The organism is Paraplanobispora siamensis (assembly GCF_016863175.1).
Classification (GTDB): domain Bacteria; phylum Actinomycetota; class Actinomycetes; order Streptosporangiales; family Streptosporangiaceae; genus Planobispora; species Planobispora siamensis.
This window is the reverse complement of record NZ_BOOJ01000040.1, coordinates 113080-138448: the sequence shown is the minus strand read 5'-3', so window position 1 is coordinate 138448 and position 25369 is coordinate 113080. Positions and strand designations below refer to the sequence as shown.

The 25369-nt window shown below is 72.7% G+C and carries 23 protein-coding genes; 13 read left to right on the top strand and 10 right to left on the bottom strand.

All coding sequences use genetic code 11. The features are described 5' to 3' along the window. Positions 1 to 173: 173 nt before the first annotated feature. A complete protein-coding gene (gene thrS, locus Psi01_RS24740; protein WP_204066475.1) occupies positions 174 to 2141 on the bottom strand; it encodes a threonine--tRNA ligase in 1968 nt (655 codons plus the stop codon). 110 nt (positions 2142 to 2251) lie between these two features. Here thrS and dapD point away from each other — a divergent pair, with 110 nt between their 5' ends. Together dapD and Psi01_RS24730 are read left to right on the top strand one after the other, a co-directional pair. Further along, entirely contained in the window at positions 2252 to 3241 is a 990-nt protein-coding gene (gene dapD, locus Psi01_RS24735; protein WP_239127991.1) for a 2,3,4,5-tetrahydropyridine-2,6-dicarboxylate N-succinyltransferase, read from the top strand. A gap of 3 nt (positions 3242 to 3244) precedes the next feature. Beyond that, entirely contained in the window at positions 3245 to 3955 is a 711-nt protein-coding gene (locus Psi01_RS24730; protein WP_239127990.1) for a hypothetical protein, read from the top strand. Positions 3956 to 3965: 10 nt separating this feature from the next. Here Psi01_RS24730 and Psi01_RS24725 read toward each other — a convergent pair whose 3' ends face one another. Further along, entirely contained in the window at positions 3966 to 4595 is a 630-nt protein-coding gene (locus Psi01_RS24725; protein ID WP_204066474.1) for a response regulator transcription factor, read from the bottom strand. Positions 4596 to 4702: 107 nt separating this feature from the next. After that, complete coding sequence (locus tag Psi01_RS24720; protein WP_239127988.1) at positions 4703 to 5773, bottom strand: sensor histidine kinase; 1071 nt, start codon at positions 5771 to 5773, stop codon at positions 4703 to 4705. On the opposite strand from Psi01_RS24720, the gene Psi01_RS43505 reads away from it, so the two are divergent. The 7 genes from Psi01_RS43505 to Psi01_RS24690 all read left to right on the top strand — a co-directional run bounded on the left by Psi01_RS43505 (position 5766) and on the right by Psi01_RS24690 (position 14628). Then, positions 5766 to 5933: a hypothetical protein gene (locus Psi01_RS43505; protein ID WP_239127986.1), complete on the top strand. Its 168-nt coding sequence runs from the start codon at positions 5766 to 5768 to the stop codon at positions 5931 to 5933. The two genes, Psi01_RS24720 and Psi01_RS43505, sit on opposite strands and share 8 nt — an antisense overlap. Before the next feature lie 349 nt (positions 5934 to 6282). After that, positions 6283 to 7125, top strand: coding sequence for an ABC transporter ATP-binding protein (locus Psi01_RS24715; RefSeq protein ID WP_204066472.1), 843 nt, complete (start codon positions 6283 to 6285; stop codon positions 7123 to 7125). 2 nt (positions 7126 to 7127) lie between these two features. Continuing rightward, entirely contained in the window at positions 7128 to 9683 is a 2556-nt protein-coding gene (locus Psi01_RS24710; protein WP_239128001.1) for an FtsX-like permease family protein, read from the top strand. A gap of 260 nt (positions 9684 to 9943) precedes the next feature. Further along, positions 9944 to 10906: an MBL fold metallo-hydrolase gene (locus Psi01_RS24705; protein ID WP_204066470.1), complete on the top strand. Its 963-nt coding sequence runs from the start codon at positions 9944 to 9946 to the stop codon at positions 10904 to 10906. Beyond that, positions 10885 to 12426: an FAD-dependent monooxygenase gene (locus Psi01_RS24700; protein ID WP_204066469.1), complete on the top strand. Its 1542-nt coding sequence runs from the start codon at positions 10885 to 10887 to the stop codon at positions 12424 to 12426. The genes Psi01_RS24705 and Psi01_RS24700 overlap by 22 nt, the downstream gene beginning before the upstream one ends. A gap of 205 nt (positions 12427 to 12631) precedes the next feature. Continuing rightward, the gene (locus Psi01_RS24695; protein WP_204066468.1) at positions 12632 to 13300 is read left to right on the top strand and encodes a response regulator; all 669 of its coding nucleotides are present in this window, start codon (positions 12632 to 12634) and stop codon (positions 13298 to 13300) included. After that, on the top strand, positions 13294 to 14628 hold the full coding sequence (locus Psi01_RS24690) for a sensor histidine kinase (RefSeq protein ID WP_204066467.1): 1335 nt from the start codon (positions 13294 to 13296) through the stop codon (positions 14626 to 14628). The genes Psi01_RS24695 and Psi01_RS24690 overlap by 7 nt, the downstream gene beginning before the upstream one ends. On the opposite strand, the gene Psi01_RS24685 is transcribed toward Psi01_RS24690, so the two are convergent. The 3 genes from Psi01_RS24685 to Psi01_RS24675 all read right to left on the bottom strand — a co-directional run bounded on the left by Psi01_RS24685 (position 14577) and on the right by Psi01_RS24675 (position 17219). Then, the gene (locus tag Psi01_RS24685; RefSeq protein ID WP_204066466.1) at positions 14577 to 15278 is read right to left on the bottom strand and encodes a hypothetical protein; all 702 of its coding nucleotides are present in this window, start codon (positions 15276 to 15278) and stop codon (positions 14577 to 14579) included. The two genes, Psi01_RS24690 and Psi01_RS24685, sit on opposite strands and share 52 nt — an antisense overlap. A 213-nt stretch (positions 15279 to 15491) precedes the next feature. Continuing rightward, the gene (locus tag Psi01_RS24680; protein WP_204066465.1) at positions 15492 to 16367 is read right to left on the bottom strand and encodes a bile acid:sodium symporter family protein; all 876 of its coding nucleotides are present in this window, start codon (positions 16365 to 16367) and stop codon (positions 15492 to 15494) included. A gap of 96 nt (positions 16368 to 16463) precedes the next feature. Further along, positions 16464 to 17219, bottom strand: a complete 756-nt coding sequence (locus tag Psi01_RS24675) for a hypothetical protein (protein ID WP_204066464.1) — start codon at positions 17217 to 17219, stop codon at positions 16464 to 16466. A 167-nt stretch (positions 17220 to 17386) separates the two neighbouring features. On the opposite strand from Psi01_RS24675, the gene Psi01_RS24670 reads away from it, so the two are divergent. Continuing rightward, complete coding sequence (locus Psi01_RS24670) at positions 17387 to 18403, top strand: zinc-dependent alcohol dehydrogenase (protein ID WP_239127985.1); 1017 nt, start codon at positions 17387 to 17389, stop codon at positions 18401 to 18403. A gap of 169 nt (positions 18404 to 18572) precedes the next feature. Then, entirely contained in the window at positions 18573 to 19262 is a 690-nt protein-coding gene (locus Psi01_RS24665) for a CBS domain-containing protein (RefSeq protein WP_204066463.1), read from the top strand. 46 nt (positions 19263 to 19308) lie between these two features. On the opposite strand, the gene Psi01_RS24660 is transcribed toward Psi01_RS24665, so the two are convergent. Continuing rightward, the gene (locus tag Psi01_RS24660) at positions 19309 to 19821 is read right to left on the bottom strand and encodes a MarR family winged helix-turn-helix transcriptional regulator (protein WP_204066462.1); all 513 of its coding nucleotides are present in this window, start codon (positions 19819 to 19821) and stop codon (positions 19309 to 19311) included. A gap of 100 nt (positions 19822 to 19921) precedes the next feature. Between Psi01_RS24660 and Psi01_RS24655 the strand changes: the two genes are divergently transcribed. Further along, positions 19922 to 22186 (top strand): LLM class flavin-dependent oxidoreductase, encoded by a 2265-nt coding sequence (locus Psi01_RS24655; protein WP_204066461.1) that lies wholly within the window; start codon positions 19922 to 19924, stop codon positions 22184 to 22186. A gap of 32 nt (positions 22187 to 22218) precedes the next feature. On the opposite strand, the gene Psi01_RS24650 is transcribed toward Psi01_RS24655, so the two are convergent. Both Psi01_RS24650 and Psi01_RS24645 read right to left on the bottom strand, forming a co-directional pair. After that, on the bottom strand, positions 22219 to 22719 hold the full coding sequence (locus Psi01_RS24650; protein WP_204066460.1) for a nitroreductase family deazaflavin-dependent oxidoreductase: 501 nt from the start codon (positions 22717 to 22719) through the stop codon (positions 22219 to 22221). A 16-nt stretch (positions 22720 to 22735) separates the two neighbouring features. Next, positions 22736 to 23206 carry a hypothetical protein gene (locus Psi01_RS24645; RefSeq protein ID WP_204066459.1) on the bottom strand — a complete coding sequence of 157 codons (471 nt, stop codon included), beginning with the start codon at positions 23204 to 23206 and terminating at the stop codon, positions 22736 to 22738. A gap of 109 nt (positions 23207 to 23315) precedes the next feature. Between Psi01_RS24645 and Psi01_RS24640 the strand changes: the two genes are divergently transcribed. Then, positions 23316 to 23897: a TetR/AcrR family transcriptional regulator gene (locus tag Psi01_RS24640; RefSeq protein WP_204066458.1), complete on the top strand. Its 582-nt coding sequence runs from the start codon at positions 23316 to 23318 to the stop codon at positions 23895 to 23897. Positions 23898 to 23957: 60 nt separating this feature from the next. Here Psi01_RS24640 and Psi01_RS24635 read toward each other — a convergent pair whose 3' ends face one another. Next, entirely contained in the window at positions 23958 to 24845 is an 888-nt protein-coding gene (locus Psi01_RS24635; RefSeq protein ID WP_204066457.1) for a haloalkane dehalogenase, read from the bottom strand. Positions 24846 to 25369 lie beyond the last annotated feature (524 nt).

Here is a 25369-nt window from a genome sequence, read left to right as displayed (position 1 = left end):
GCCTCCCCCGCAGGAGGGCGCGCCTCGTGCGACGGCCCGCCTCACAGTACGGCGCGCCTCACAGTACGGCGCGCCTCACAGTACGGCGCGCCTCACGCAAGCGCGGGCCGTACGGGAGCGGCACGGACCTCCCGGGCGACATCGGTCGTCGTCCGGGAAGCCGCCTCGGCGGGTCAGACCTGGACGCGGCGCTCGATCGCGCCGACGATCTCGTCGATCGCCTGGTCGACCGGGACGCCGTTCTTCTGCTCGCCGTTGCGGAAGCGGAAGGAGATCGCGCCGTTGGCGATGTCCTCGTCGCCCGCCAGGAGCATGAACGGCACCTTGGCCTTCTGCGCGTTGCGGATCTTCTTCTGCATCCGGTCGTCGGAGGAGTCGACCTCGATCCGGACGCCCCGCTCGCGGGCCTTCTTGGCCACGTCCTGCAGGTAGGGCACGTGGGCCTCGGCGATCGGGATGCAGACGGCCTGCACCGGGGCGAGCCAGGGAGGGAAGGCGCCCGCGTAGTGCTCGACCAGGACGCCGAAGAAGCGCTCGATCGAGCCGAACAGCGCCCGGTGGATCATGACGGGTCGCTGGCGCGAGCCGTCGGCCGACTGGTACTCCAGCTCGAAGCGCTGCGGCAGGTTGAAGTCCAGCTGGATCGTCGACATCTGCCAGGAGCGGCCGATCGCGTCACGCGCCTGCACCGAGATCTTCGGCCCGTAGAACGCCGCGCCGCCCGGGTCGAGGACGAGCTCCAGGTTCTCCGACTCGGCGACCTCTCGCAGCGTCTGGGTGGCCTCCTCCCAGTCCTCGTCGGTGCCGACGAACTTGACCGGGTCCTTGGTGGACAGCTCCAGGTAGAAGTCGCTCAGGCCGTAGTCGCGCAGCAGGTCGAGCACGAAGCGCAGCAGCGAGGTCAGCTCGTCGCGCATCTGCTCGCGGGTGCAGTAGATGTGCGCGTCGTCCTGGGTCAGGCCGCGCACCCGGGTCAGGCCGTGCACGACGCCGGACTTCTCGTAGCGGTAGACCGTGCCGAACTCGAACAGCCGCAGCGGCAGCTCACGGTAGGACCGCCCGCGCGCCCTGAAGATCAGGTTGTGCATCGGGCAGTTCATCGGCTTGAGGTAGTACTTGGCGCCTTCCAGCTCCATGGGCGGGAACATGCCGTCGGCGTACCAGTCGAGGTGGCCGGAGACCTTGTACAGGTGGTCCTTGGTGATGTGCGGGGTGTTGACGAAGGAGTAACCCGCCTCCTCGTGCCGGCGCCGGGAGTAGTCCTCCATGATCTTCCGGATCACGCCGCCCTTGGGGTGGAAGACCGGCAGGCCCGAGCCCAGCTCGTCGGGGAAGGAGAACAGGTCGAGCTCGGCGCCCAGCTTGCGGTGGTCGCGCTTCTCGGCCTCCTCCAGCAGGTGCAGGTATTCGTCCTGCTTCTCGCGCGACTCCCAGGCGGTGCCGTAGATGCGCTGCAGCTGCGGGTTCTTCTCGCTGCCCCGCCAGTAGGCGCCGCCGGAGCGCATCAGCTTGAACGCCGGGATGGACCGGGTGCTCGGCACGTGCGGGCCGCGGCACAGGTCCTTCCAGCACAGTTCGCCGGTCTTGGCGTCGAGGTTGTCGTAGATGGTCAGCTGACCGGCGCCGACCTCGACGCTCTCCTCGTCGGCCGCGCCGCCCTTGAGCCCGATCAGCTCCAGCTTGTACGGCTCGGCGGCGAGCTCCTGGCGGGCGTCGTCGTCGGAGACGGGACGACGGGAGAACAGCTGGCCCTGCTTGACGATCTCGCGCATGCGCTTCTCGATGCGCTTGAGGTCCTCGGGGGTGAACGGGGCGGTGACGTCGAAGTCGTAGTAGAAGCCGTTCTCGACGGGCGGGCCGATGCCCAGCTTCGCCTCGGGGAAGATCTCCTGGACGGCCTGGGCCATGACGTGCGCGGTGGAGTGGCGGATGATGGCCCGGCCGTCGGCGCTGCCGGCCTCGACCGGCTCGATCACGTCACCGGCGGCCACCGGGGCCGCGAGGTCCTTCAGCTCGCCGTTGGCCCGGGCGGCGACCACGGAGCGGCCGTCGGCGCCGAGGGCCTCGCCGTACGTCGTGCCCCCCGCCACCACACGCTCGGCTCCGGCGAGGGTGATACGAAGTTCTGGCACGGCAGACACGGTTGCTCCTTCATCGAGTGGTCAGGAAACCGATGCTACCGGTGTCCGGGGGCGCCCCGCGGTGAGCCCGTCCCCCTGCGGGCCGGTGAAGGTCACTATTCTTGGTCCCTGTGAACGTCCCTGTGAACGCAGCAGCTCAGACCTCGGGTGCCCACGGCACCGGAATCGCGACCATCACCCCCGACGGGACCGTGCTCGACACCTGGTTCCCCTCCCCGCAGCTGGGAGAGCCCTCCTCCCCCGGCACCCGGCGGCTGACCCCGCAGGAGGCCGCGGAGGCCCTCGGCGCCGAGGTCGCCGCGCTGCTCGGCCCCGACGAGGACCGCGGCGTTGAGGTGATCGCCGTGGAGACCGGCATCGCCAAGCTGTCGGAGCCGCCGGCCGACGCGCACGACGCCTACCTCCGCCTGCACCTGCTGTCCGCCCGGCTGATCCAGCCGCACGGGCAGAACCTCGACGGCGTGTTCGGCCTGCTGTCCAACGTCGTGTGGACCAACCACGGCCCGTGCCCGGTGGAGGGCTTCGAGGCGACCCGCCTGCGCCTGCGCCGCCGCGGCCAGGTGACCGTCTACGGCGTCGACAAGTTCCCGCGGATGGTCGACTACGTGGTGCCGACCGGCGTCCGGATCGCCGAGGCCGACCGCGTCCGCCTGGGCGCGCACCTGGCTTCGGGCACGACTGTGATGCACGAGGGCTTCGTCAACTTCAACGCCGGCACGCTCGGCGCGTCCATGGTCGAGGGCCGCATCTCGGCGGGCGTCGTCGTGGGCGACGGCTCCGACGTCGGCGGCGGCGCCTCGATCATGGGCACCCTGTCGGGCGGCGGCAAGCAGGTCATCTCCGTCGGCCAGCGCTGCCTGCTCGGCGCCAACAGCGGCATCGGCATCTCCCTCGGCGACGACGTCGTCGTGGAGGCCGGCCTCTACGTCACCGCCGGGACCAAGGTGTCCCTCCCCGACGGAAAGGTCGTCAAGGCCGCCGAACTGTCGGGCGCCTCCGGCCTGCTGTTCCGCCGCAACTCCACCACCGGCGCCGTCGAGGCCGTCCCCCGCCGGGGCTCCGGCGTGGAACTCAACAGCGCCCTGCACGCCAACGACTGACGGGTGACCGGCCACGAACCGGCCCGGGACCCGGCCGCGGACACCGACCCGTCCGCGGCCGGCACGGGGGATCCCACGCCTGGCGGCGCGGGCGGCCTCAGGCCGGGCATGCCCGGCGGCGTGCGGGAGCCCGCCGCCACCCGGGTCGCCCGGTGGGTGACCGGTGTGTTCGCCCCGCAGGTGCTGGTCATCGCGCTCCCGCCGCTGATCGGGCTGCTGACCGGCGGCTGGCCGGGGGCGGGCTGGGGGCTGGTGGCCTCGGCGTTGTGCGGCGGGGTGCCGGCCGGGGTGATCCTGGCCGGGGTGCGCTCCGGGCGGCTGGACTCCCACCACCTGGTCGACCGCGAGAGCCGGACCAGGCCGCTGCTGGTGGCGATGGGGGCGGTGTCGGTCGCGCTGGTGCTCCTGGCCCTGCTGGGCGCCCCCGGACTGCTGGTCGCCACGGTGACCGCCATGCTGGCCGCGCTCGCCCTGACGGTCCCGATCACCCTCCGCTGGAAGATCTCCTTCCACGCGGCGGTGTCGACGGGCACCGTGGTGCTCCTGGCCCACGTGCTGCCCGCCGCACCCGCCCTGGCCGCCGGCGGGCTGATCGTGGCGCTGATCTGCTGGGCGCGGGTACGGCTCCGGCACCACACCCCGGCCCAGGTCGTCGCCGGAGTGGTCGCCGGAGGCGGCGCGGCCTGGGCGACGCTGGCCGCGTTCGGCGTCTGACCGTACGGCCTCAGCCTCTGAGGTAGGCCAGGACGGCGAGGACGCGCCGGTGGTCGTCCTCGGCCGGGGGAAGGTCGAGCTTGGCCAGGATGCCGGCGATGTGCTTGGCGACGGCGGCGTCGGTCACCACGAGAGCCCGGGCGATGGCGGCGTTGGAGCGGCCCTCCGCGACGAGGGCCAGGACCTCGCGCTCCCGCGGGGTCAGTCGCTGGAGCGGGTCGCGCCTTTTGGCCAGCAGCTGCCTGACCACCTCCGGGTCGACGACGGTGCCTCCGGCGGCCACCCGTTCCAGCGCGTCGACGAACTCCGCCACGTGGCCGATCCGGTCCTTGAGGAGGTAGCCGATGCCCGGGCCCATGATCTCCTCGACGTAGGCCTGCTGGACATACTGGCTGAGGACCAGGACGGGCAACTCCGGACGTGCCCGGCGCAGGGTGAGGGCGGCGCGCAGACCCTCGTCGGTGAAACCCGGAGGCATCCGCACGTCGGTCACCACGACGTCCGGCGCGTGCTCCTCGACGGCGGCGACCAGCGCGGGGGCGTCGGCCACCGCGGCGTCCACGGTGTGGCCGAAGCGCTCCAGCAGCCCGGCCAGCCCTTCCCTGAGCAGAACGGAGTCCTCGGCCAGGACCACCCGCACGGCACACCCCTCCCAATTATGATCATTGAATATCCCCCGCAGCGATCATGACCATGACCACGGCGATCCGGCTCCGGCTCCGGCTCCGGCTCCGGCTCCGATAAGCGTCACCCGCATGGGATCTCCACCCGCACCACGGTGGGACCTCCCGCCGGACTCGACAGCGTCATCCTGCCGTCCACCACCGCGATCCGGTCGGCCAGCCCCGCCAGCCCGGTCCCCCCGGCCGGGTCGGCCCCGCCGATCCCGTCGTCGCGGATCTCCATCAGGAGCCTCTCTCCGACCAGGCGACCCCGTATCCGGCAGTGACTCGCCCGGCTGTGCCTGGCCACGTTGGCGAGCGCCTCGCTGATCACGAAATAGGCCGCCGCCTCCACCGGGGCGGGCAACCGCCCGGGCAGATCGATGTCGACCTCGGCCGGGACGGGTGAGCGCCCGGCCACGTCGACGGCCGCGTCGGGCAGACCCCGGTCGGTGAGGACCTTCGGGTGCACGCCGCGGATCAGCTCCCGCAGCTCGGCCAGAGCGAGCAGGGCCTGCTCGTGCGCCTCGGCGACCCGTCCGGCCGCGGGCGAGCCGGGCTCGAGATCGAGCCGTGCCATGCCCAGCGTCAGCGTGAGCGCGACCAGCCGCTGCTGCGCGCCGTCGTGCAGGTCCCGCTCGATCCGGCGGCGCTCGAGCTCGAAGGCGTCCACCAGGCGGGCCCGGGAGCGGACGACCTCGATCAGCTCGGCGTCGCGCGGGCTGAGGATCGCCCGGGCCACCGCGGCCCTCGCCCCGGCCCAGGCCGTTATGGGATAGGCCGTGACCGGCAGCATCACGATCCCGGCCACGGTGGCGAGCAGTCCCAGCGGCAGCGACAGGCTCGGCTGGAACGGCCCCGAGATGAGCGTCAGGGGCAGCCAGCAGGAGAGGGCGAGCACGCCCAGGTCGATCCACCACAGGGCCAGCAGCGCGGCCAGCGCGTAACCGAACTCCCGCCAGGTGGTCTGCTCGGCGAACCGGGCGAGGAACCAGGCGCGCGCACCCGGATCGCGGGGTTTCCCGTGCGGGTCCGGCACGGGCGCGGTGTCGACCAGCCGCAGTCGCCAGCGCTCGAACCGTCCGATCACGAACCCGCCGCACATGACGATGAGCACACCGACGGCCACCGCCGCCGGGACGCTGAAAATGACCATGACATCGATCAGGATCAGCGCGAAGGCTCCGAACAGCGCACCGGACAACAGGTACGCCAGGGACCTCCACGGCCACGAGGACCGCAGGAAACTCAGCGGCCGCCCGGTGATCGCCTCCAGCGCGGTCCGGGCACCCCCCGCCACCCCGCCGGAGCGGTGAGCCGTACCCCTCGCCCCCGGGACGACGCCCTCGGACCCGGACCCGACGCCCATGAAGCCGGACGCAGCCGTTCCGCAGCCGGACACGGCAGTCCCGGAGGCGGACGCGGGGGACGCGGAATCCGACGCGACCTTCGTGAAGCCTGGCTCTGAGGCTCCGGAACCGGGCGTCCGGGCGCCGGTCATGTGTCCCGGCCCGTCTCCCGCGGTGAGGTGCGGGGGGTGCCGGAAAGGGGATGCATGCTTCGACCGTAGCCGTCCCGCACGCGCTGCACAGTAGTGCCAGGTGTAGTCCCGTTCCTCGCGTCACCGCCAGTGCGCCGGGGGCCGGTCCGCCGTTGGCTTGTCCCATGACGACTTCCCCTTCCACCGCGCCCCGCGCGGCGGCGGCCGAGCCTGTCCAGCTGTGGTCGGTGCGCAAGGTGTACGGCTCCGCGGCGGGCGAGGTGACCGCGCTGGACGATATGACCGTCTCCTTCCAGGCGGGCACCTTCACCGCCGTGATGGGCCCCTCCGGGTCCGGCAAGTCCACCCTGCTGCACTGTGCGGCCGGGCTCGACCGGCCCACCGACGGCAAAGTGATCATTGACGGGACCGACCTCGGCCCGCTGGACGAGACCGCCCTGACGCTGCTGCGCAGGAAGCGGATCGGGTTCGTGTTCCAGTCCTTCAACCTCGTCTCGGCCCTGACCGCCGAGCAGAACGTGGCCCTGCCGCTGAGGCTGGCCGGGATCCGGCCCCGGGGCACGGAGGTGCGCGCCGCGCTGGCCGAGGTGGGCCTGGCGGGACGGGCCGGGCACCGGCCCGGCGAGCTGTCCGGCGGGGAGCAGCAGCGGGTGGCGATCGCCAGGGCGCTGATCACCGGGCCCGCGGTGCTCTTCGCCGACGAGCCCACGGGCGCGCTGGACAGCAGGACCTCACGGGACGTGCTCCGGCTGCTGCGCTCCCTGACCGACCATCGGCGCCAGACGGTGATCATGGTGACCCACGACCCGGTCGCCGCCGCCCACGCCGACCGGGTGCTCCTGCTGGCCGACGGCCGGGTGGTGGACGAGTTCGCCACCGCCGACCTCCCCGTCCGTGACGCCGGTCCCGGGGGCCGGGAGGGCGACGGCGGCTCCGGCCCGGTGAGGCGGGAGCTGGGCGCCGAGGCGATCGCGGCCCGCATGGCCGTCCTGGAGGCGTCGTGCTGAGCATGGGCCTGGAGACGGTGCGGGGGCGGTGGAGCGGGTTCGCCGGGGCGTTCGTCACCCTCTGCCTGGGGGTGGCGCTCATCTCGATGACGGCCCTGGTCCACGTGTCGGCCTCACCTCACGTCCCGGACAGATACGCGGGGGCCGGCGTGCTGGTCCGCACGCCGGTCGTCGAGCAGGTCGAGGGCTTCTTCCTGGAGGATCGGCCCTGGTCCCCGGAGACCGTCGCGGAGCTCACCGGCCGCCTGCGTGCGATCCCGGGTGTGGCGGCGGCCGTGCCCGACCGCTCCTTCTACGCCCAGGCCGTCGCCGCAGGCCGTCCCGTCCCCGCAGATCTGCGCGGGTACGGCTGGGCGAGCACCGCGCTGGCGCCGTACGAGCCGGTGGCGGGCCGGGCTCCGCAGCGACCCGGTGAGGTCGTGCTCGACAGGGATCTCGGCCTCTCCCCCGGTTCCCCGGTCACCCTGCTCACCGCCGCCGGGCCCGCGCCGTACACCGTGACCGGCACCCTGGACGCGCCCGGTTTCCACGTGACCGACGCTGAGGCGGCCCGGCTGTCCGGTGGGGTGCGGGTCATCGGGCTGGTCACCGAGGCCGGAGCGGACCTCGCACAGATCGAGAGGGCGGCCCGTGAGATCGTCGGCGGCCGGGGCGAAGTGCTGTCCGGGGACGCGCGCTCGGCGCTGGAGCCGAGGAGCGACGAGCGGATCCGGTGGATCGGCACGCAGGTCCTGACGGGCATGACCGTCCTGGCCGGGTTCGCTTCGATCTTCGTGGTGGCGTCCACGTTCGCGTTCGGCGTGGTCCAGCGACGGCGGGAGTTCGGCCTGCTGCGGCTGGTCGGGGCCACGCCCCGGCAGGTGCGGCGGATGGTGTACGGCGAGGCGCTGGCGGTCGGCTCCGTCGCCGCCGTGGCCGGGGTGGCGCTCGGGACCGCGCTGGCGCCCGTGCTCGGCGACCTGCTGGTCGAGGCGGGGTTCGAGCCGCCGGGCTTCTCGGTGCGGATCGAGGCCTGGCCGCTGGCCGCCTCGTTCGCGGCCGGTCTGGTCGTCGCCCTGCTCGCCGTCTGGTCGGCCTCCCGCAGGGCGGGCCGGGCACGCCCGCTGGAGGCGCTGCGTGAGGCGAGCGTGGAGCGGCGGACGATGACCCCGTCCCGGTGGATCGCCGGAGCGGCGTTCACCGCGACCGGCATCGCGTGCGCCGTGGCCACGGCCGGGGCCGAACCCGGCGCGGCCGTGAACCTCACCCTGTACGCCGCGATGGCCCTGATCGTGGGCCTGACCCTGCTGGCCCCCGCGATCATCCCGCCGGTCGTGCGGGTGGTCACCTGGCCGCTGTCGCGGACACGGGGCGCCACCGGCGTGCTGGTGCGCGAGGGCATGCTGGCGGCCGTACGGCGCACCGCCGCCACGACCGCGCCGGTGCTGGTGACGGTGGGCTTCGCCACGCTGGTCACCGGCATGACCCAGACGACCGCGGCCGCGGTCGCGACGGACCGCACCACGGCGGTCCGGGCCGATGCGGTCGTCCTGCCGGACGGCACGCCCGGCCTGTCGGACGCCGCCGTCGCCGCGGCGGACGGGATCGCGCTGCTGCCGACCACGGTGTACGCCGAGGGCCTGCCGCCGTTGGAGGCCTCCGGGATCACCTCCGAGACGCTGACCCGTGCGGCGGACCGGCTGCGGGTCGTCGAGGGCGCACTGGAGACGGCGGAGAAGGGCGACGACCGCCCTGCGGAGACCGCCGGTGCGGACGAGGGAGGAGAGCACGGGACCACGGACGAGGACGGAGAACACGAGGCCGTGGGCGAAGGCGGAGAGCACGAAGCCACGGGTGAGAGCGGAAAGCGCGAGGCTGCGGGCGGAGGAGGGGTGATCGTGGCGCGGTGGCTGGCGGACGAGCGCGGATGGCGGCCCGGGACACGGCTCCCGCTGACCTTCGAGGACGGCCGCAGCGAGACGCTGCCCGTGACGGCCGTCGTCGCCGACGCACCGACCCCCATCCTGCTGTCCCGGGACACCGTACGGTCCCACGACCCTTCGGCGCTGACCCCGGAGATCCTCGTCGACGGCGCCGTGCGGGACGAGGTGATCGGCGTGCGGGACGAGGTGATCGGCGGGCGGGTGCTCGACCCCGGCGCCTACGCGAGGCAGGCCCGCACCGAGGACGACCGGCTGGTCTGGATCTTCACCTTGATCCTGGCCGGCATGGCGGTGGGCTACACCGGCCTGTCGATCGCGAACACGATGGTGATGTCCACCGTGGACCGGGCCTCCGACTTCCGGGTGCTGCGGATGTCGGGGGCCACTCCCCGGCAGGTGCTCGGGACGGTCACGGCCGAGTCGGTGATCGTGGCGGGGCTGGGCGCCGCGCTGGGCGTGGTGGTCGCGCTGCCCGCGCTGCTGGGTATGGGCTCCGCGATGACCAGGCAGATCGGCGCACCGGTGGAGCTGGTCATCCCGTGGCCGATCGTGCTCGCCGTCGTCGGCGGTTGCCTGGTGCTGGCCGTGACCGCCGCCGCGATCCCGACCCTGGCGGCCGTCCGCCGCACCCGTTGATCAGACGGGGGCTGTGACCCCCCGCGTCCGGCGCGAAGAGCTCTCCGCGCCGGACGCGGAGGGCCGGGTCTCCCTGGGCGGAGGGCCGGATCTCCCAGGGAGACGTCCACCGCCCACATCGCATTGAAGACCGGCGGCGGCCGTACGCACTGATGGCCGAGACCGGAAGCGTGGCCGGAGTGTGGCCGGTGGGGGTTCGCTCGCCACACCGGCAAGCCTGTGCCCTGGCCATCGGCGATGGTGAGATGTAAAGCTCGTTCATGACTGCAAAGCCGTTCGCCTCCTCCGCCGACCTGGCCGACAAGCAGCAGACCCTGGAGGTGCTCGCCGACGGTGTCTACGCCCTGACCGCCGAGGGCGACCCCAACGTCGGCGCAGTCGAGGGTGAGGACTTCCTGGTGTGCTTCGAGGCCATGGCCACCCCGGTCGCCGCCGGCGCGTGGCTGGAGCGGCTGCGTGAGCACACCGGCAAGCCGGTGCGTTATCTGGTCCTGTCGCACTATCACGCGGTGCGCACCCTGGGCGCCTCGGCCTTCGGTGCCGGCGTGGTCATCGCGCACGACAACACCCGCAGGCTCATCGCCGAGCGCGGAAAGCAGGACTGGGCCTCCGAGCTGGGCCGGATGCCCCGGCTGTTCCGGGAGCCGGACTCGATCCCCGGCCTGACCTGGCCGACCGTGACGTTCTCCGACCGGCTCACCGTCGACCTGGGCGGGGACCGCGGCGAGCTGGTCCTGGCCCACTGCGGGCGCGGCCATACCGAGGGCGACCTCGTGGCCTGGCTGCCCCGTCACAAGATCATGTTCGCCGGGGACCTGGTCGAGGCCCAGGCCGCGCTGTACACCGGCGACGCCTTCCACCGCCCGTGGGCCACGACCACGCTCGATCGCGTCGCCGCCTTCGGCGCGGAGGCGCTCGTCGGCGGGCGCGGAGCGGTCGCCCGCGGCCGCCCCGCGGTGGAGGCCGCCATCGAGCAGACCCGCGCCTTCCTGCGCACCATGCTGGAGGAGACCGGCCGGGTGCACGCCGCGCGCGGCACGCTCAAGGAGGCGTTCGCGGCGGTGCACGCCGCCCTGGAGCCCCGCTACGGCCGCTGGCCGATCTTCGAGCACTGCCTGCCGTTCAACGTCTCGCGCCTGTGGGATGAGCTGTCCGGCATCGAGCGCCCGGTGATCTGGACCGCCGAGAGGGACCGGGAAGTATGGAACGCCCTGCAGTCGTGATCGCCGGAGCCGGGCCGGTGGGCCTGACGCTGGCGTTGCTGCTGGCCCGCTGGCGGGTGCCGAGCACGGTGCTGGAGGCCCGGCCGCACAGGGAGGCGGAGGGATCGAGGGCGATCTGCTTCCAGCGCGACGTGCTGGACGTCCTCGACCGCGTCGGCTGCGCCGAGGACATGGTGGCCGAGGGCGTCACCTGGACCACCGGCCGCACCTACTACCGGGAGCGGGAACTGTTCGCCGTCACCTTCCCGGCCCCGGGCAGAAGCCTCTTCCCGCCGTGGATCAACATCTCCCAGGCCCGGGTGGAGGAGTTCCTGCTGGCCCGGGCCCGGGACGAGCCGCTGGTCGAGCTCCACCCGGGTCACTCTGTCACCGGCTACCGCCAGGACGCCGGCGGCGTCGAGGTCGACGCCGCGACGGCGACCGGCCGGGTGCGCGTGCGAGGCACCTGCCTGGTCGGCGCGGACGGCGCACGCAGCACCGTCCGCCGGCTGGCCGGGATCGGCTTCCCCGGCCGGTCCTTCGACGACCTGTTCCTCATCTGCGACATCAAGGCCGCGCTGCCCTTCCCCGACGAGCGCCGCTTCTCCTTCGACCCGCCGTGGAACCCCGGCCGGCAGGTCCTGGTCCACCCGTGCCCGGACTCCGTCTGGCGCATCGACTGGCAGGTGCCGCCCGCGTTCGACGCGGCCACCGCCGACATCGACGCCATGGTGCGCCGGATCACCGGCGACCGGCCGTACGAGATCGTCTGGCGGTCGCTCTACCGCTTCCACGAGCGGGTCGCCTCCCGCTTCCGGGACGGCCGGGTCTTCCTGGCCGGGGACGCCGCGCACCTGTACGCGCCCTTCGGCGCCCGTGGCCTGAACTCCGGCATCCAGGACGCCGAGAACCTGGCCTGGAAGATCGCGTTGGGCGGCGAGACCCTGCTGGAGAGCTACGGCCTGGAGCGGCGGGCCGCCGCCATGGAGAACCTGAGGGTCACCGGGAACACCATGGCCTTCCTGGTACCGCAGGACGAGGCCGGACGGCAGGCACGGCGTTCGGCGCTCACCCGGGCACTGACCGATCCCGCCGCCCGCGCCGAGATCGACTCCGGCAAGCTGGCCGAGCCGTACTGGTACTCGGACTCGCCCCTGACCACCTCCGGTGAGCCCGTGCCGACCGAACCGGGCATGGCACGCCCGCCGGTGCCGGGAGTCATCTGCCCCGACGGACCGGTGGTCGTGGCGGGGCGCCCGACGCGGCTGAGGCGGCTCTTCGGTTCGGGGTTCGTCGTGTTCACCGCACGCGCCGACCGCGTCGAGGCGGCCCGCTCGGCCTGCGCGGGCACGGTGCCCGTCGAGGTGTACGGCCTGAGCGACATCGACGCCGAAGGCGTGGTGACCGGTGCGCTGCGCGCCTGCGGCGACGGCGTTCACCTGGTCCGGCCGGACGGCCACCTGGCCGCGGTGCTGCCCGCCTTCTCCGGTACGGCCCTGCGCGGAGCCCTCGACCGCGCCGCGGGAGCCCTCCCCGGTTAGGGCACATCTCCTGGATCTTCCGCCTCCCGCGGCCGCCCGGTTCCCGTTCCGGCAGAGCCCGGGCCCCGCGCGTCCTCCCCGGGGCGGAGGCCGGGTCAGCACTGCGGGTGACCCGGCCTCCGGTGCGCGTCCTGCTCCGGATGGGTGCTGGTCAGCCACCGATTCCATAGGTTCTCCGTATGCGTGACGGGAGACGGAAGCACTCATGACGATCAAAGTGGTCATCGCCGACGACCAGGCGATGATCCGCACCGGGCTGCGCCTGGTCGTGGAGATGGCTCCCGGTGTCGAGGTCGTCGGCGAGGCCGCCGACGGGCGGCAGGCTGTCGCCCTGGTCCGGCGGCTCCGGCCGGACGTGCTGCTGATGGACATCGCGATGCCCCACCTGGACGGGCTCGGCGCCGCCCGGCTGCTGCTCGCGGATCCCGGCCCACCGAAGATCGTCATGTTGACGACCTTCGGCACCGACGGCAACCTGCACGCGTCGCTGCGCGCGGGGGTGAACGGCTTCCTGCTGAAGAGCTCCCCGCCGGAGCAGCTGGTCTCGGCCATCCGGATCGCGGCGGCCGGGGACGCGCTCATCGACCCGGCGGCCACCGTACGGGTGATCGCCTCGTTCGCCGCGCAGGCCGAGCCGGTCACCCCGCCCGAGCTGGCGGAGCTCACCGAACGGGAGTCGCAGGTGCTGCACCTGCTGGGGCGGGGGCTGTGCAACTCCGAGATCGCGAACGAGCTGCGCATCGGTGAGGCGACCGTCAGGACCCACTCCGGCCGGGTCCTGCACAAACTCGGCCTGCGCGACCGGGTGCAGGCGGTCGTCTTCGCTTATGAGACCGGGATCGTACGGCCCGGGGCGAAGGAGCAGACGTGCTGAGGCCGGCACCCGGTCACTGGCGGCCGACCCGGCTGGACCTGCTGCTCTCCCTTGCCGTGACGATCGCCGGGCTCGTCGAGTCCTTCGGCCGCCAGGGGCCGGACTACGGCCAGATCCACGACCCGGTGCCGTGGGCGGCGGGAGCGGTCGCGGCCGGGACGACGCTGCTGGCGCGGCGCCGCTTTCCCGCGGTCATGTTGCTGGTCCTGATCGCGATCGGCCTGGCCGTACGGCATGTCACGGATGACGGGTACTACGCCGCCTGGCATCTCTACTCCATGCTGATCCTCATCCACACCGTGGCCAGCGCGAGGGAGCTGCGCAGCCCTCAGGGGGCGATGGGACTGGGCTGCGTGCTGGGGGCGTACGTCTTCCTGCTGACGCTGAACGGCGGCGACGTCGCCGAGACCATGATCAGCGCGATCTTCGTGGGCGTGGCGTACGGCAGCGGCATCCTGCTGCGCCGCCAGATCGACCAGACGCTGCGGCTCACCGAGCACGCCACTCGGCTGGAGGTGGAGCGCGAGGAGCGGGCCCGGCGAGCGGTGGAGGGGGAACGCGCCAGGATCGCCCGGGAGCTCCACGACGTCATCTCGCACAACGTGAGCGTCATGACCCTGCACGCGGGCGGGGTGCGGATGCTGCTCGGCACGGAGCGGGAACGCGAGCGCGACATGCTGTCCGGGATCGAGGAGGCGGGACGCGAGGCGATCCGTGAGCTCCAGCTCATGCTGGGGGTCCTGCGCGACAGCGGAGATCACGGCTCGGAGCCCTTCCGTCCGGACCTGGCCCGCCTGGACGAGCTGGTCCATCAGGTCAGGGGCACCGGGCTGGACGTCAGTCTCCGGATCGCCGGTGAACCGCGACCGCTGCCGCCGGAGGTGGGCCTGTCCGCCTACCGCGTGATCCAGGAGGCCCTGACGAACGTGCGCAAGCACGCCGGGGGTGCCGGTGCCCGCGTCGTCGTCACCTACGGCCGCGACGAGCTGGTGGCGGAGGTCGTCAACGACGGGGCGGAGGCGGGCGGGTCCGTGTCCGTGTCCGGCTCCGCCGGGCTCGATCCGGGCGGGGAGCCGTGCGGTCCGGACGGCCAGGGTCCGACCGGTCGCGGTGCAGACGGTCGAGACTCGGCCGGTCACGACCTGGGCGGCTCGGGCCTGGAGCGTGGGGATCCGGCCGGGCGCGGTTCGGGCGGCGGGCACGGGCTCATCGGGATGCGTGAGCGCACCGCGACGCACGGTGGTGAGCTGTCCGCCGGCCCGCTGCCGGACGGTGGTTACGCCGTGGCCGCCCGGTTCCCGCTCCGCGTCTCGGTGGAGGCCGGCTGAACCGGCCTCGCCCCGGCCCACTCGGTGTCGCTCATGCGGAGCATCCGCAGCCCGATCACGCCGGCCCCGGCCAGGTAGAGCGAGCCGCCCACGACGGTGCCGATCGGATAGATCGGCGCGCCGAAGATGCCCAGGAGCATCGCGAAGGGGGCCCACCACGGCGCCCGGCCGGCGTAGGCCAGGGTCAGCCCGAGGGCGAACAGACCCAGCAGCCCGGCGAAGCCCGGGATCTGGAACCCGAACACGAGCCCGGGGTCGGCCAGCGCCTCGTCGCCGAGCGCCGATCCCTGGGCCGGTGGCATGGCGCGTTCGAGCATGGAGTAGAAGAAGTCGCCCAGCATCAGCGCGGAGAAGTTCACGACGCCGAGCAGGGCCAGCCCGCCGGTGATGTGGCCGAGCACCACTGCCCGGTCCCGGACGAGGTGGATCATCCCGATGATCCCGGGGATCAGCAGCACCCAGCTCCAGTGCAGGAGCGCGGCGCTGACCGAGACCTGCTCCGGGTGGGCGCCGTAGATCCCGACGGGATCACCGCCCTGCCGGATGGCCGGGTCGACCAGCAGGCCGGCGACGTAGACGATCGGTGCGACTATGAGGCAGAGCCCGGCCGCCCGCCTGCGGAACCCGTGCGGGTCGGAGAGAACCGACATGAGACCTTCCCTGTGTCAGCCCGCACCGGAGCGTGCGGGTTCGGTCAGGGGAAGATAGGCGCCCGTACCGCCGCAGGTCGTCCTCCTGGAGGTCGACCGTCCTCCGCAGAATCGCTGACAGCCGGACCCCCGATCGCTGACGACCAGGTCCCGCGTCGCCGGTCGGCCCGGCCCGCCGGCCGCCGGTACCTGCGGTCCGCGTCGCCTGCGGCCTCAGACGGGCACGTCCGCGTCTCGCACCACGCGTCGCCGCAGGAGCGCTCCCGCCGCCGCCGCGGTGAAGAACATCAGGACGCCGTAGACGGCTGCCGGGATGGCGACTTCGGTGCTGCCCAGCAGGCTGATCGCCACGGTGATGGCCAGGGTGCTGTTGTGGATGCCGATCTCCATGCAGGAGGCGATGGCCTGGCGGGGATCCGCTCCGGCCAGGCGGGGCACCCAGTAGCCGACGGTGAGGCTGATGACGCTGAAGACCAGCGTGATCAGGCCCACCGAGGCGATGTAGTCCCCGAGGTTCGCCGCCTCCTTGACGATCGCTCCGATGATCACGGCGAGGAGGATCACCGCGGACAGTATCTTGACGGGCTTCTCCATCCGGTCGGCGAAGGCCGAGAACCGGGCCTTGACCACCATGCCGATCGCGACGGGGATCAGGACGATCAGGAAGACCTGCGCGGTCTTGTCGAACTGCAGGCCCACCTGGCCGCTTCCACCCTGGAAGTGGGCGATGGCGAGGTTGGTGACCAGCGGCAGCGTGAAGACCGCCAGGACGGAGTTGATCGCGGTCAGGGTGACGTTGAGCGCCACGTCGCCGCCGAACAGGTGGCTGTAGAGGTTGGCGCTGGTGCCGCCGGGCGAGGCGGCCAGCAGCATCATGCCGACGGCCAGGCCCGGGGCCAGGCCGAAGGCCAGCACGAGCCCGAAACAGATCAGCGGCAGCAGGACGATCTGGCAGGCCAGGGCGGTGAAGGCGGCCTTGGGGTAGACGACGACGCGGCGGAAGTCCGCGACGGTCAGACCGAGACCGAGACCGAACATGATCACGGCGAGGGCGGCGGGCAGGAAGACACTGGTCAGAGCGGAATCCACGGGCGATCCTTACCGCTGGGGGTTTGGGCGACAGAATCTCCGTCTGGAGCCCGTGTTGTCCATGGGGCACCGGTCTCCGTTGCCGATCCGATGCGATCAGCCCTCCGGGGCCCGCCGTACCCTGCGCCGCAGGAGTCGCCGTCCGGCCAGGGCGAGCGCGGCGGCGGCCGCGGCCCCGCCGATCGGGGCCCAGGGGACGGACGGCCCGTCGTCGGTACGGCCGGCCACGGGAGAGGCGGTCATCGTCCCCTCCGGGGAAGGCTCCCCCTCCGGGGAAAGTCCTGTCTCAGGAGACTCCGTCGCCTCCGGGGAAGGCGTCTCCTGCGGGCTCCCGGGAGCCGTCGACGGCGGCCTCGCCGTACCGAGCGCGCTCAGGAGATCCCGCCCGAGCGGCTCACCGCCCTGGACGCCGTCCTCCCCGCGCAGCGGCCCGTCACCGGGGCGGACCTGCCGGTTCCCGTCGCACAGCGAGGTGTGCAGCGGCACGCCCGGATCGGTCGCGAACATGCCGGACTCCCCGCCCCTGGCGAACACCAGATAGCGGGACCCGACGGTGAAGGCGTACCCGCACGAGGCTCCGTCGGGGTTGGTCGCCACCTCGACCTCGGCGGCCGGCGCCCCCTTGTAGACCTGGTCCGGCCGCAGGCGGTAGACGATCGGCGGAGTGGGTCCGGACCGGTCTCCCGGAATCCGGCGGGCCGCCACCACCGTCCCGGTGAAGACGGTCTCCGCGTTCTCCACCTGCTCGGCCGGTTCCAGGGCGACGCAGCTGCAGGCGCAGGCCGTACCGGGCACCGCCACGACGACGGCGGCGGCCAGGAGCAGCGGGGCGACGAGCGACCGGTATCTCATGTCCTCATCACGTATCCGAGCCGGTCCCGGTTCGAACCCACCCCGCCGGGCTGCCGCCGTACCGGATGACCGGGCCGAACAGCACCTTCCTCCAGGACCTTCGGCCCTGTCCCCGCCGGGCCGTCCGGACGGAGGCTCGGAGACGAGATCGAGGAGAGCGAGAAGACATGAACATGCGCGCCGCCGTCGTCACCGCGTTCGACCAGCCTCTGGAGATCCAGGAGATCCCCATTCCGGAGCCCGGGCCCCACCAGGTCCTCGTCCGCATCGAGGCCAGCGGTCTGTGCCACACCGACATCCACGCCGCCCGGGGTGACTGGCCGGTCAAGCCGACGCCGCCCTTCACCCCCGGCCACGAGGGCGTCGGCGTCATCACCGGGATCGGCTCGGCGGTCACTGGCCGGGCCGTCGGCGAGCGGGTGGCCATCCCGTGGCTGGGGTACGCCTGCGGCACCTGCGAGTACTGCGTCAGCGGACGCGAGACCCTGTGCGAGTCCCAGCAGAACACCGGCTACGCCCTCAACGGCGGGCACGCCGAGTACGCCGTCGCGCACGCCGACTACGTCGTCCCGGTCCCCGAGGGGGTCTCCCCCGTCGAGGCGGCCCCCCTGACCTGCGCGGGGGTGACCACCTACAAGGCCGTGAAGGTCTCGGGCCTGCGCCCGGCCGAGCGCGCCGCCGTCTTCGGCATCGGCGGCCTGGGCCACCTGGCCCAGCAGTACGCGCAGATCTTCGGCGCCGAGACCGTCGCCGTCGACATCACCGACGACAAGCTCCGCCTGGCCGAGCAGCTGGGCGCCACCCACACAGTCAACGCCGCCACCGGCGACCCGGTCGCCGAGATCAAGGCGCTCGGCGGGGTCGACGTGGCGATCGTGCTGGCCGCCAGCCCGCGCGTGCTGGAGCAGGCGTACGCCTGCCTGCGACGCGGCGGCCGCCTGGTGCTGGTCTCCCTGCCCAAGGACAACGCGATGAGCCTGCCCATCTTCGAGACCGTGCTGGGCGGCATCAGCGTGATCGGTTCCATCGTCGGCACCCGCGCCGACCTGGCCGAGGTCTTCCGGCTGCACGCCGCCGGGCGGACCAGGGTGATCTACCAGACCCGCAAGCTCGACGAGATCAACGACTCCTTCGCCGAGGTGCTCGGCAGCGCCGTCCCGGCCCGGCTGGTCTTCGAGATGTGATCGCGCCTCATCGCGGCCCCCGCCTGTCCCGGCGGGGGCCGCGATGAGGTCGGAGACCTGCGAAAACAGCACGATGGCCCGGCCGTTGAGGACTTACGGCCCTGCCCGTGACCCCCGGGGCGGAGGTGCAATGAGGGGGAGGGAAATCCACGGGTTACAGGAGAGCACGATGCGCGTGAAGGTCAGCGAGGTCATGACGTACGAGGTGGCGTCCGTCACCGGTGAGGCCTCTTTCAAGGATGTCGCCGAGGCGCTCATCGCCAACGGCGTGAGCGCGGTGCCGGTCGTCGACGGAGAGAACCGCGTCATAGGCGTCGTCTCGGAGGCGGACCTGCTGTGCAAGGAGGAGTTCAAGGAGCAGTACTACGGGGAGGGCTACCGGCCGCCGCTGCGTGCCCGGCTGCGCCACCGCCTCAACCAGGAGAAGGGATGGGGCCGGGACAAGGCGCGCGGCGAGACCGCCGCCGAGCTGATGACCTCCCCCGCCGTCACCACCCGCCCGCAGTCCGCCGTGGTGTACGCGATGCGGCTGATGGACGAGCACGGCGTCAAGCGCCTGCCGGTCGTCGACGAGAACGGGGTCCTGCAGGGCATCGTCAGCCGTCATGACCTGATCAAGGTGTTCGTACGGCCGGACGCGACGATCGCCGCGGAGATCCGCAAGAACATCCTGGACCACTCCGTGTGGACCGACACCTCCCGGGTGGAGGTCGCGGTCGACCGGGGCGTGGTGACGATGGCCGGTCACATGCGGCACGGCAGCGAGGCCCGGATCGCCGCGCGCATGGCGCTGCGGGTCAACGGCGTGGTCGACGTGGTCAACGAGATCGAGTGGGACGAGGACGACGTCCCCGCGTGAGGCGACGTCCCGGCCTGAGGCGACGTCCCGGCCGGCCCCGTACCGGTCAGGCGTGCCGCGGCGGCCCGATCGTTCCGGCCACGGCGGCGCAGCGGTCCTCGTCGGGCGCGGTCCCGGAGGCGGCGTGCTCGAGCAGGGCGAGAAGGACGCGCCGCTCCTCGGGCGCGAGCCCGGACAGGAGCTCGTCCTCGGCCCGTGCGACGGCCGCGTCCAGGTCGGCCAGGACGCCGCGGCCGTGGCCGGTGGGGACGATGCGGCGGGCCCGGCGGTCGACGGGGTCCTGCCGGCGTTCGACGAGGCCGCATTCCACGAACTTGTCCAGCAGGTAGGTCATGACGGTGCGGTCGATGCCGAGCCGGGCGGCGAGTGAGGCCTGGGTGGGCGGGGCGTCGTGGACCACGGCGGCGAGCACCTGGTAGCCGCGCACCCCGTGGGGCAGGTCGCGCGAGACCTTCTCGACGCGGTCGCTCCATTCCCGCAGCAGCACGCCGAGGGACCACCCGAGCGTGGAGGGGCTGGCGGGCGGGGCGGGGAGGCCGGCCGGGTCGCGGGTGGTCACGCCCTCCACCATATCCGGAAATATGCTGCTAACACGATGAGTTGTAGCCAATATAGTCTGTGCGGCAGATTATCTCGTTCCTCCAGAGAGGCCCGGCACGATGGACTACGGCCACGAACTGACCTTCGGCAGCTTCCTGACCCCGCAGAACCGGGATCCGCAGGCGCCGGTACGGCTCGCCCAGACCTCCGAGGCCGCGGGGCTGGATCTGGTGACCTTCCAGGACCATCCGTACCAGCCGGGATTCCTGGACACCTGGACGTTGCTGTCGTGGGTGGCCGCGCGGACCGAGCGGATCACGATCGCGGGCAACGTGCTCAATCTGCCGCTGCGGCCCCCGGCGGTGCTGGCCCGCTCCGCGGCCTCCCTCGACCTGCTGTCCGGCGGCCGGTTCGCGCTCGGCATCGGCGCGGGCGGCTTCTGGGACGCGATCGAGGCGATGGGCGGCACCCGCCTGACCCCGGGCGAGTCCGTGACCGCGCTGGAGGAGGCTCTGGCGATCATCCGCGGCATCTGGGACGCGGACGGGCGCGGTGTCCTGCGGGTGGACGGCACGCGTTACCGCGTCTCCGGCGCCAAGCGCGGCCCGGCCCCCGCGCACGACATCCCGATCTGGGTCGGCGCCTACAAGCCGCGGATGCAGCGCCTGCTCGCGCGTGAGGCCGACGGCTGGCTGCCCTCGCTCGCCTATCTCCAGGAGGGCGACCTGCGGCGCGGCAACAAGATCATCGATGAGGCGGCCGAGGAGGCCGGGCGCGACCCCGCCCAGGTGCGCCGCCTGCTGAACATCGGCGGCGCGGTCGCCGAGACCTCGCAGGGCTTCCTGCAGGGGCCGGTCGGGCAGTGGGTGGAGGAGCTGTCGGCGCTGGCGCTGGAGGACGGCATCGGCACGTTCATCCTGGGGGCGGACGATCCCCGGTTCATCCAGATCTTCGGGCAGGAGATCGCTCCCGCCGTCCGGGAGGCGGTGGCGCGCGAGCGGTCGGCCGCCGGCACCCGTCCCGCGGCCGCCCGCCGCGGAACCGCCGCCCTCGCCCTGCGCCGCGACGCGATCGACTACGGCGGGGTGCCGGCTAGCCTGGCGGCCGACGCCGTCGAACCCGGGGACCGGGCCTACGAGTCGGTGCGGCACAACTATCTCCGTACCGGATCGCCCGGGCTGGTGCTGCGGCCCCGGACGGCCGGGCAGGTCGCCGAGGGACTGGCCTACGCCCGGTCCCAGGACGTGCCGCTCGGCGTCCGCTCGGGCAGGCACGGGATCAGCGGCCGCTCCACCAACGACGGCGGCATCGTGCTCGACCTCGGCGCGCTCGACACCGTCGAGGTCGTCGACCCGGCCACCCGCCGGGTACGGCTGGGCGCCGGCGCCACCTGGGGCGAGGTCGCCGAGGCGCTCGTGCCGCACGGGTGGGCGATCAGCTCCGGCGACTACGGCGGCGTGGGGGTGGGCGGCCTGGCCACCACGGGCGGGATCGGCCTGCTCGGCCGCAGGTACGGGCTGACGGTCGACCACGTCGTCGCCGCGCAGGTCGTCACCGCCGACGGCCGGATCCTGCACGCCTCACCCGAGGAGAACCCCGACCTGTTCTGGGGCCTGCGCGGCGCCGGAGGCAACCTCGGCGTCGTCACCTGGGTCGAGATCGAGGCGATGGAACTCGGCGACATCGTCTTCTCCCAGATGGTCCTCGACGCCCGTGACACCGCCGGGCTCCTCCGGCGCTGGGGCGCCGCCATGGAGCAGGCCCCCCGCGAGCTGACCAGCTTCCTCATCCTGTCCCCGGCCGCCCGCGGCCGCGGCGCGGTCGCCCAGCTCCTGTCCCTCTACGCGGGCGGCGACACCGAGGCCGCGGTCAGGGAGCTGGAGCGGCTCGCCGAGGCCGGGCCGCTCCTGGACCACCGGGGATACGTGATGCCCTACTCCGGCGTGGTCCAGCCGGGCGAGAAGCACTACACCGGCGGCGGGGACCCCGCCGTGCGCTCCGGCCTGGTCACCCACCTCGACGACAAGGTGACGCGCGCGTTCGAGACGGTCTCGCGCTCCGGGCTGTCGCACTTCCTGCAGATCCGCGCCACCGGCGGCGCCGCCCACGACCTGGCCCCCGACGCCACCGCCTACCCCCACCGCCACCAGAACTTCCTGCTCAGCGCCATGGGCACCACCCAGGCCTCGCTCGACGCCCTGTGGGACGCCGAGGTCGCCCCGCACACCGACGGCCTCTACCTGTCCTTCGACACCGACCCCCGGCCCGAACGCCTGCACGACGCGTTCGGCGCCAACCTGGCCCGGCTCCGGCAGGTCAAGCGCGTCTACGACCCCGACAACGTCTTCCGCGCCAACTTCCCCATCCAGCCCGCCGACCTCTGAGACGGGATCGCCGCCCCGCCGCGAGCGGCCTGTCAGGAGTCCGGTGACGGGGCCGGGTCGATGCGGAAGACCGGATGGTGCGCGGCGACGGCCTCGAAGGCCTCCAGCGGCGCACGCCGGCTGACCGCGATGTGCGGGCGGGCGCCCGGGGCCAGGGCGAGATAGCGGCGCAGGATCGGGGCACGCCGTTCCACCGGGACCTCCCGCAGCAGGACCGTGCGGCGGCCGCCGCGGCGCAGGACCGCGTGGCCGCCGGCGGCGCGGACGTTGCGGACCCAGTTCGCGTCCTCGCCCAGCATCGAGACCAGGTACCGGCCGCCGCCGTGATCGGCCACGACCACGGGCACCGCGACGGTCCGGCCGCTGGTGCGGCCGCGTACCTCCAGGACCACGGCGCGGCGGGGCATGAGCCGGCCCCAGGCGAACTGGAGCACATCCAGCCGGATCAGGGCCCGCGCCAGCCTGCCGGGGCGGCCGTGGCGGTACATCCACCGCTTGATCGCGTAGAACGGGGCGCTGAGGTGGATCGGCATCGGTCCTCTTCCCCTCTCAGCTCTGCCACAGGGTGTGGTGGGACCACACCGCCTGCAGCGCCTGGACCACGGTGGTGGCGGTGAAAACCCACACGGCGACGACCGCGGCGGTCAGCACGCCGGAGGCGATGAGCGACCCGGCACCGCGCTCGCGGCCGGGTGCCAGAGAGCGCCAGACGACGGCCAGCACGGTCACCGCCAGCGCGAAGGAGGACACCGTCAGGGCGTCGCCCTGATGGGCGTGGGACAGGACCGTCGGCGGCAGCTGCTGCCCGGCCCGATCCGCCGCCGCCGTCAACTCCTCGTACAGCGCGGAGCCGGCCTGCTCGGCCCAGACGGCCACGGCCAGGTTCAGCACCCCGGCGGCCACCAGAGGCAGGCGCATGCCGCGCCGTACCGCGGGGCGCCAGGCGTAGACGAGGGCCAGCAGAGCCGCCAGCGGGGCGGTGACGATCACCAGGTGACCGGCAAGGACGTGGACCGGCATGGGCGGGAACCTCCAGGAGATCGGGACTGCAGACAGCATCTTCCGTTTTGGCAGACTCTGTCAAGAAGTCACTAATTGCCAAGATGACATGGCTTGATAACCTGGAGCGATGGCACTGCCCCTTCGCGAGCGCAACCGGCTGGCCGCGGCGCACCACATCATCGACACCGCGATAGACCTGTTCGACGAGCACGGCTACGGACAGGTCACCGTCGAGCAGATCGCCGCCGCCGCGGGCGTGTCACCGCGCACCTTCTACCGCTACTTCGGCTCCAAGGAAGGGCTGTTCACCACCGACCCGTACGCGGTCATCGGCGCCGACCAGATACAGCCCCACATCGATCTGGACGACCTGCCCGGCACCCTGCGGCGGATCGTCGCCGCCGTCACCGACCCGCCCCCGGAGGAGGTCGCCGTACGCGCCGGACCGCCCTGGCGCGGCATGCACTACGTGCTGCAGGAGCCGGCGGTACGCGCCGCGGTGTACGCCGCGCTGGACGAGGGCAGCCGGCGCTTCACCGACCTGCTGCGCGAGAAGGGCATGTCCGCCACGCAGGCGCGCGTCACCGCCCGCGCCTACTGGTTCGGGGTGTACTTCGGCTCGCTGGAGCAGTGGCACCTCGACGGCCGGGTGCGCCCGCTGGGCGACTACATCGACCAGGCGCTGGCGGCGCTGCAGGACCTGCCCTGAGACGGGCCGGTACGGCGCGCGGCGCGACCGGGCCGTGGCGGGCCGCGCGACCGCGGCCCGTCAGGTCCGGACGAAACGCACGATCTCGTGGCCGAGACGCTCGCCGGCGTCCTCCTGCAGGAAGTGGCCGGCGCCCTCCAGCACCGGATGGTCGATCCCCCGCGCGCCCGGCACGAGACTCCGGAACACCCCCGCCATGGGGCCGGTGATCGGGTCACGGTCGCTGAAGGCGACCAGGAAGGGCTTGTCCCAGGCGCGCAGGACCTCCCAGGCGTCGCGGTTGGGCTGGGCCTCGACGTCGTCCGGCTCGGCGGGCACCAGGCCCGGCATGGCCCGCGGGCCCGCCTTGTAGGTCTCGTCGGGGAAGGGCGCGTCGTAGGCGGCCAGCACCTCGGGCGGCAGCGTGCCCGTGCAGCCCGACTGGACGCCGCGCGGCACGTCGAACTTCGCGCCCGCGCTGCGCACGGCCTCGCGGAAGCGCAGCCAGGTCTCAGGCATCGGGAAGTCCCCGGTCGGCAGGCCGGTGTTGGCGGCCACGATCCGCGCATAGCGGCCGGGGTCGGCCACGGCCAGGCGCAGGCCGATGAGGCCTCCCCAGTCCTGGCCGACGAGCGTGACGTCCTTGAGCCCGAGGGCGTCGACGAACGCGGCCGTCCAGGCGATGTGGCGGGCGTAGGTGTGATCGGCGATCGCGACCGGCTTGTCGGAGCGGCCGAAGCCGATCATGTCGGGCGCCACGGCCCGGCAGCCGCCCTCCACCAGCACCCGGATGACGTGCCGGTACAGGAACGACCACGACGGCTCACCGTGCAGGAGCAGCACGACGGGGCCCTCGCCCTCGTCGACGTAGGCCATGCGCGGGCCGCCGGGCAGATCGACGTAGCGCGGCGGGTAGGGGAAGTCGGGCAGGTCGGCGAAGCGCTCGTCGGGAGTGCGCAGCAAGTCCATACGCGCATACGTACCAGAACATTCGTCTACGGGCCACCGTGGGCGAGACGACGACGGCGCACAGCCGGCCGCGGCCGCCCGATCCGGGTCACCCGGAAACCAGCCAAGATCAATAGATGTCATTATCCGGAAAGATCTCTGATTACCATCGGAACGCAAGGACAAAAGGCGCAATTAGCTCAAATCAAACACCCCATGAAAATCGTGACGGACCCCCTGCCGGCCCTCCTCATCGCATTGCTACGCTGGAACCGCCAGCGGCCCGGCCCCGTGCCGCAATCCGACACGCTGCAGGGATCTCGGCCAGGCGACCCGCCCTCACATCCCGTCGGGCGTTCTTTCCGTGAGGGCTTCACCTGATTCATCTCGCTCTTTATATTTGTGCAGCGGGGGTACGTCGGCGTCTACATCCATCGGTGTTTCCTCGCTCCGCAAAATGCTCTTTTAGGACGGTGCGGCATGGACAGCCAAGGCCCAGCCTGGAATCCGATCGGATCTCTGTACGCATATCGAGCGCTGGATCC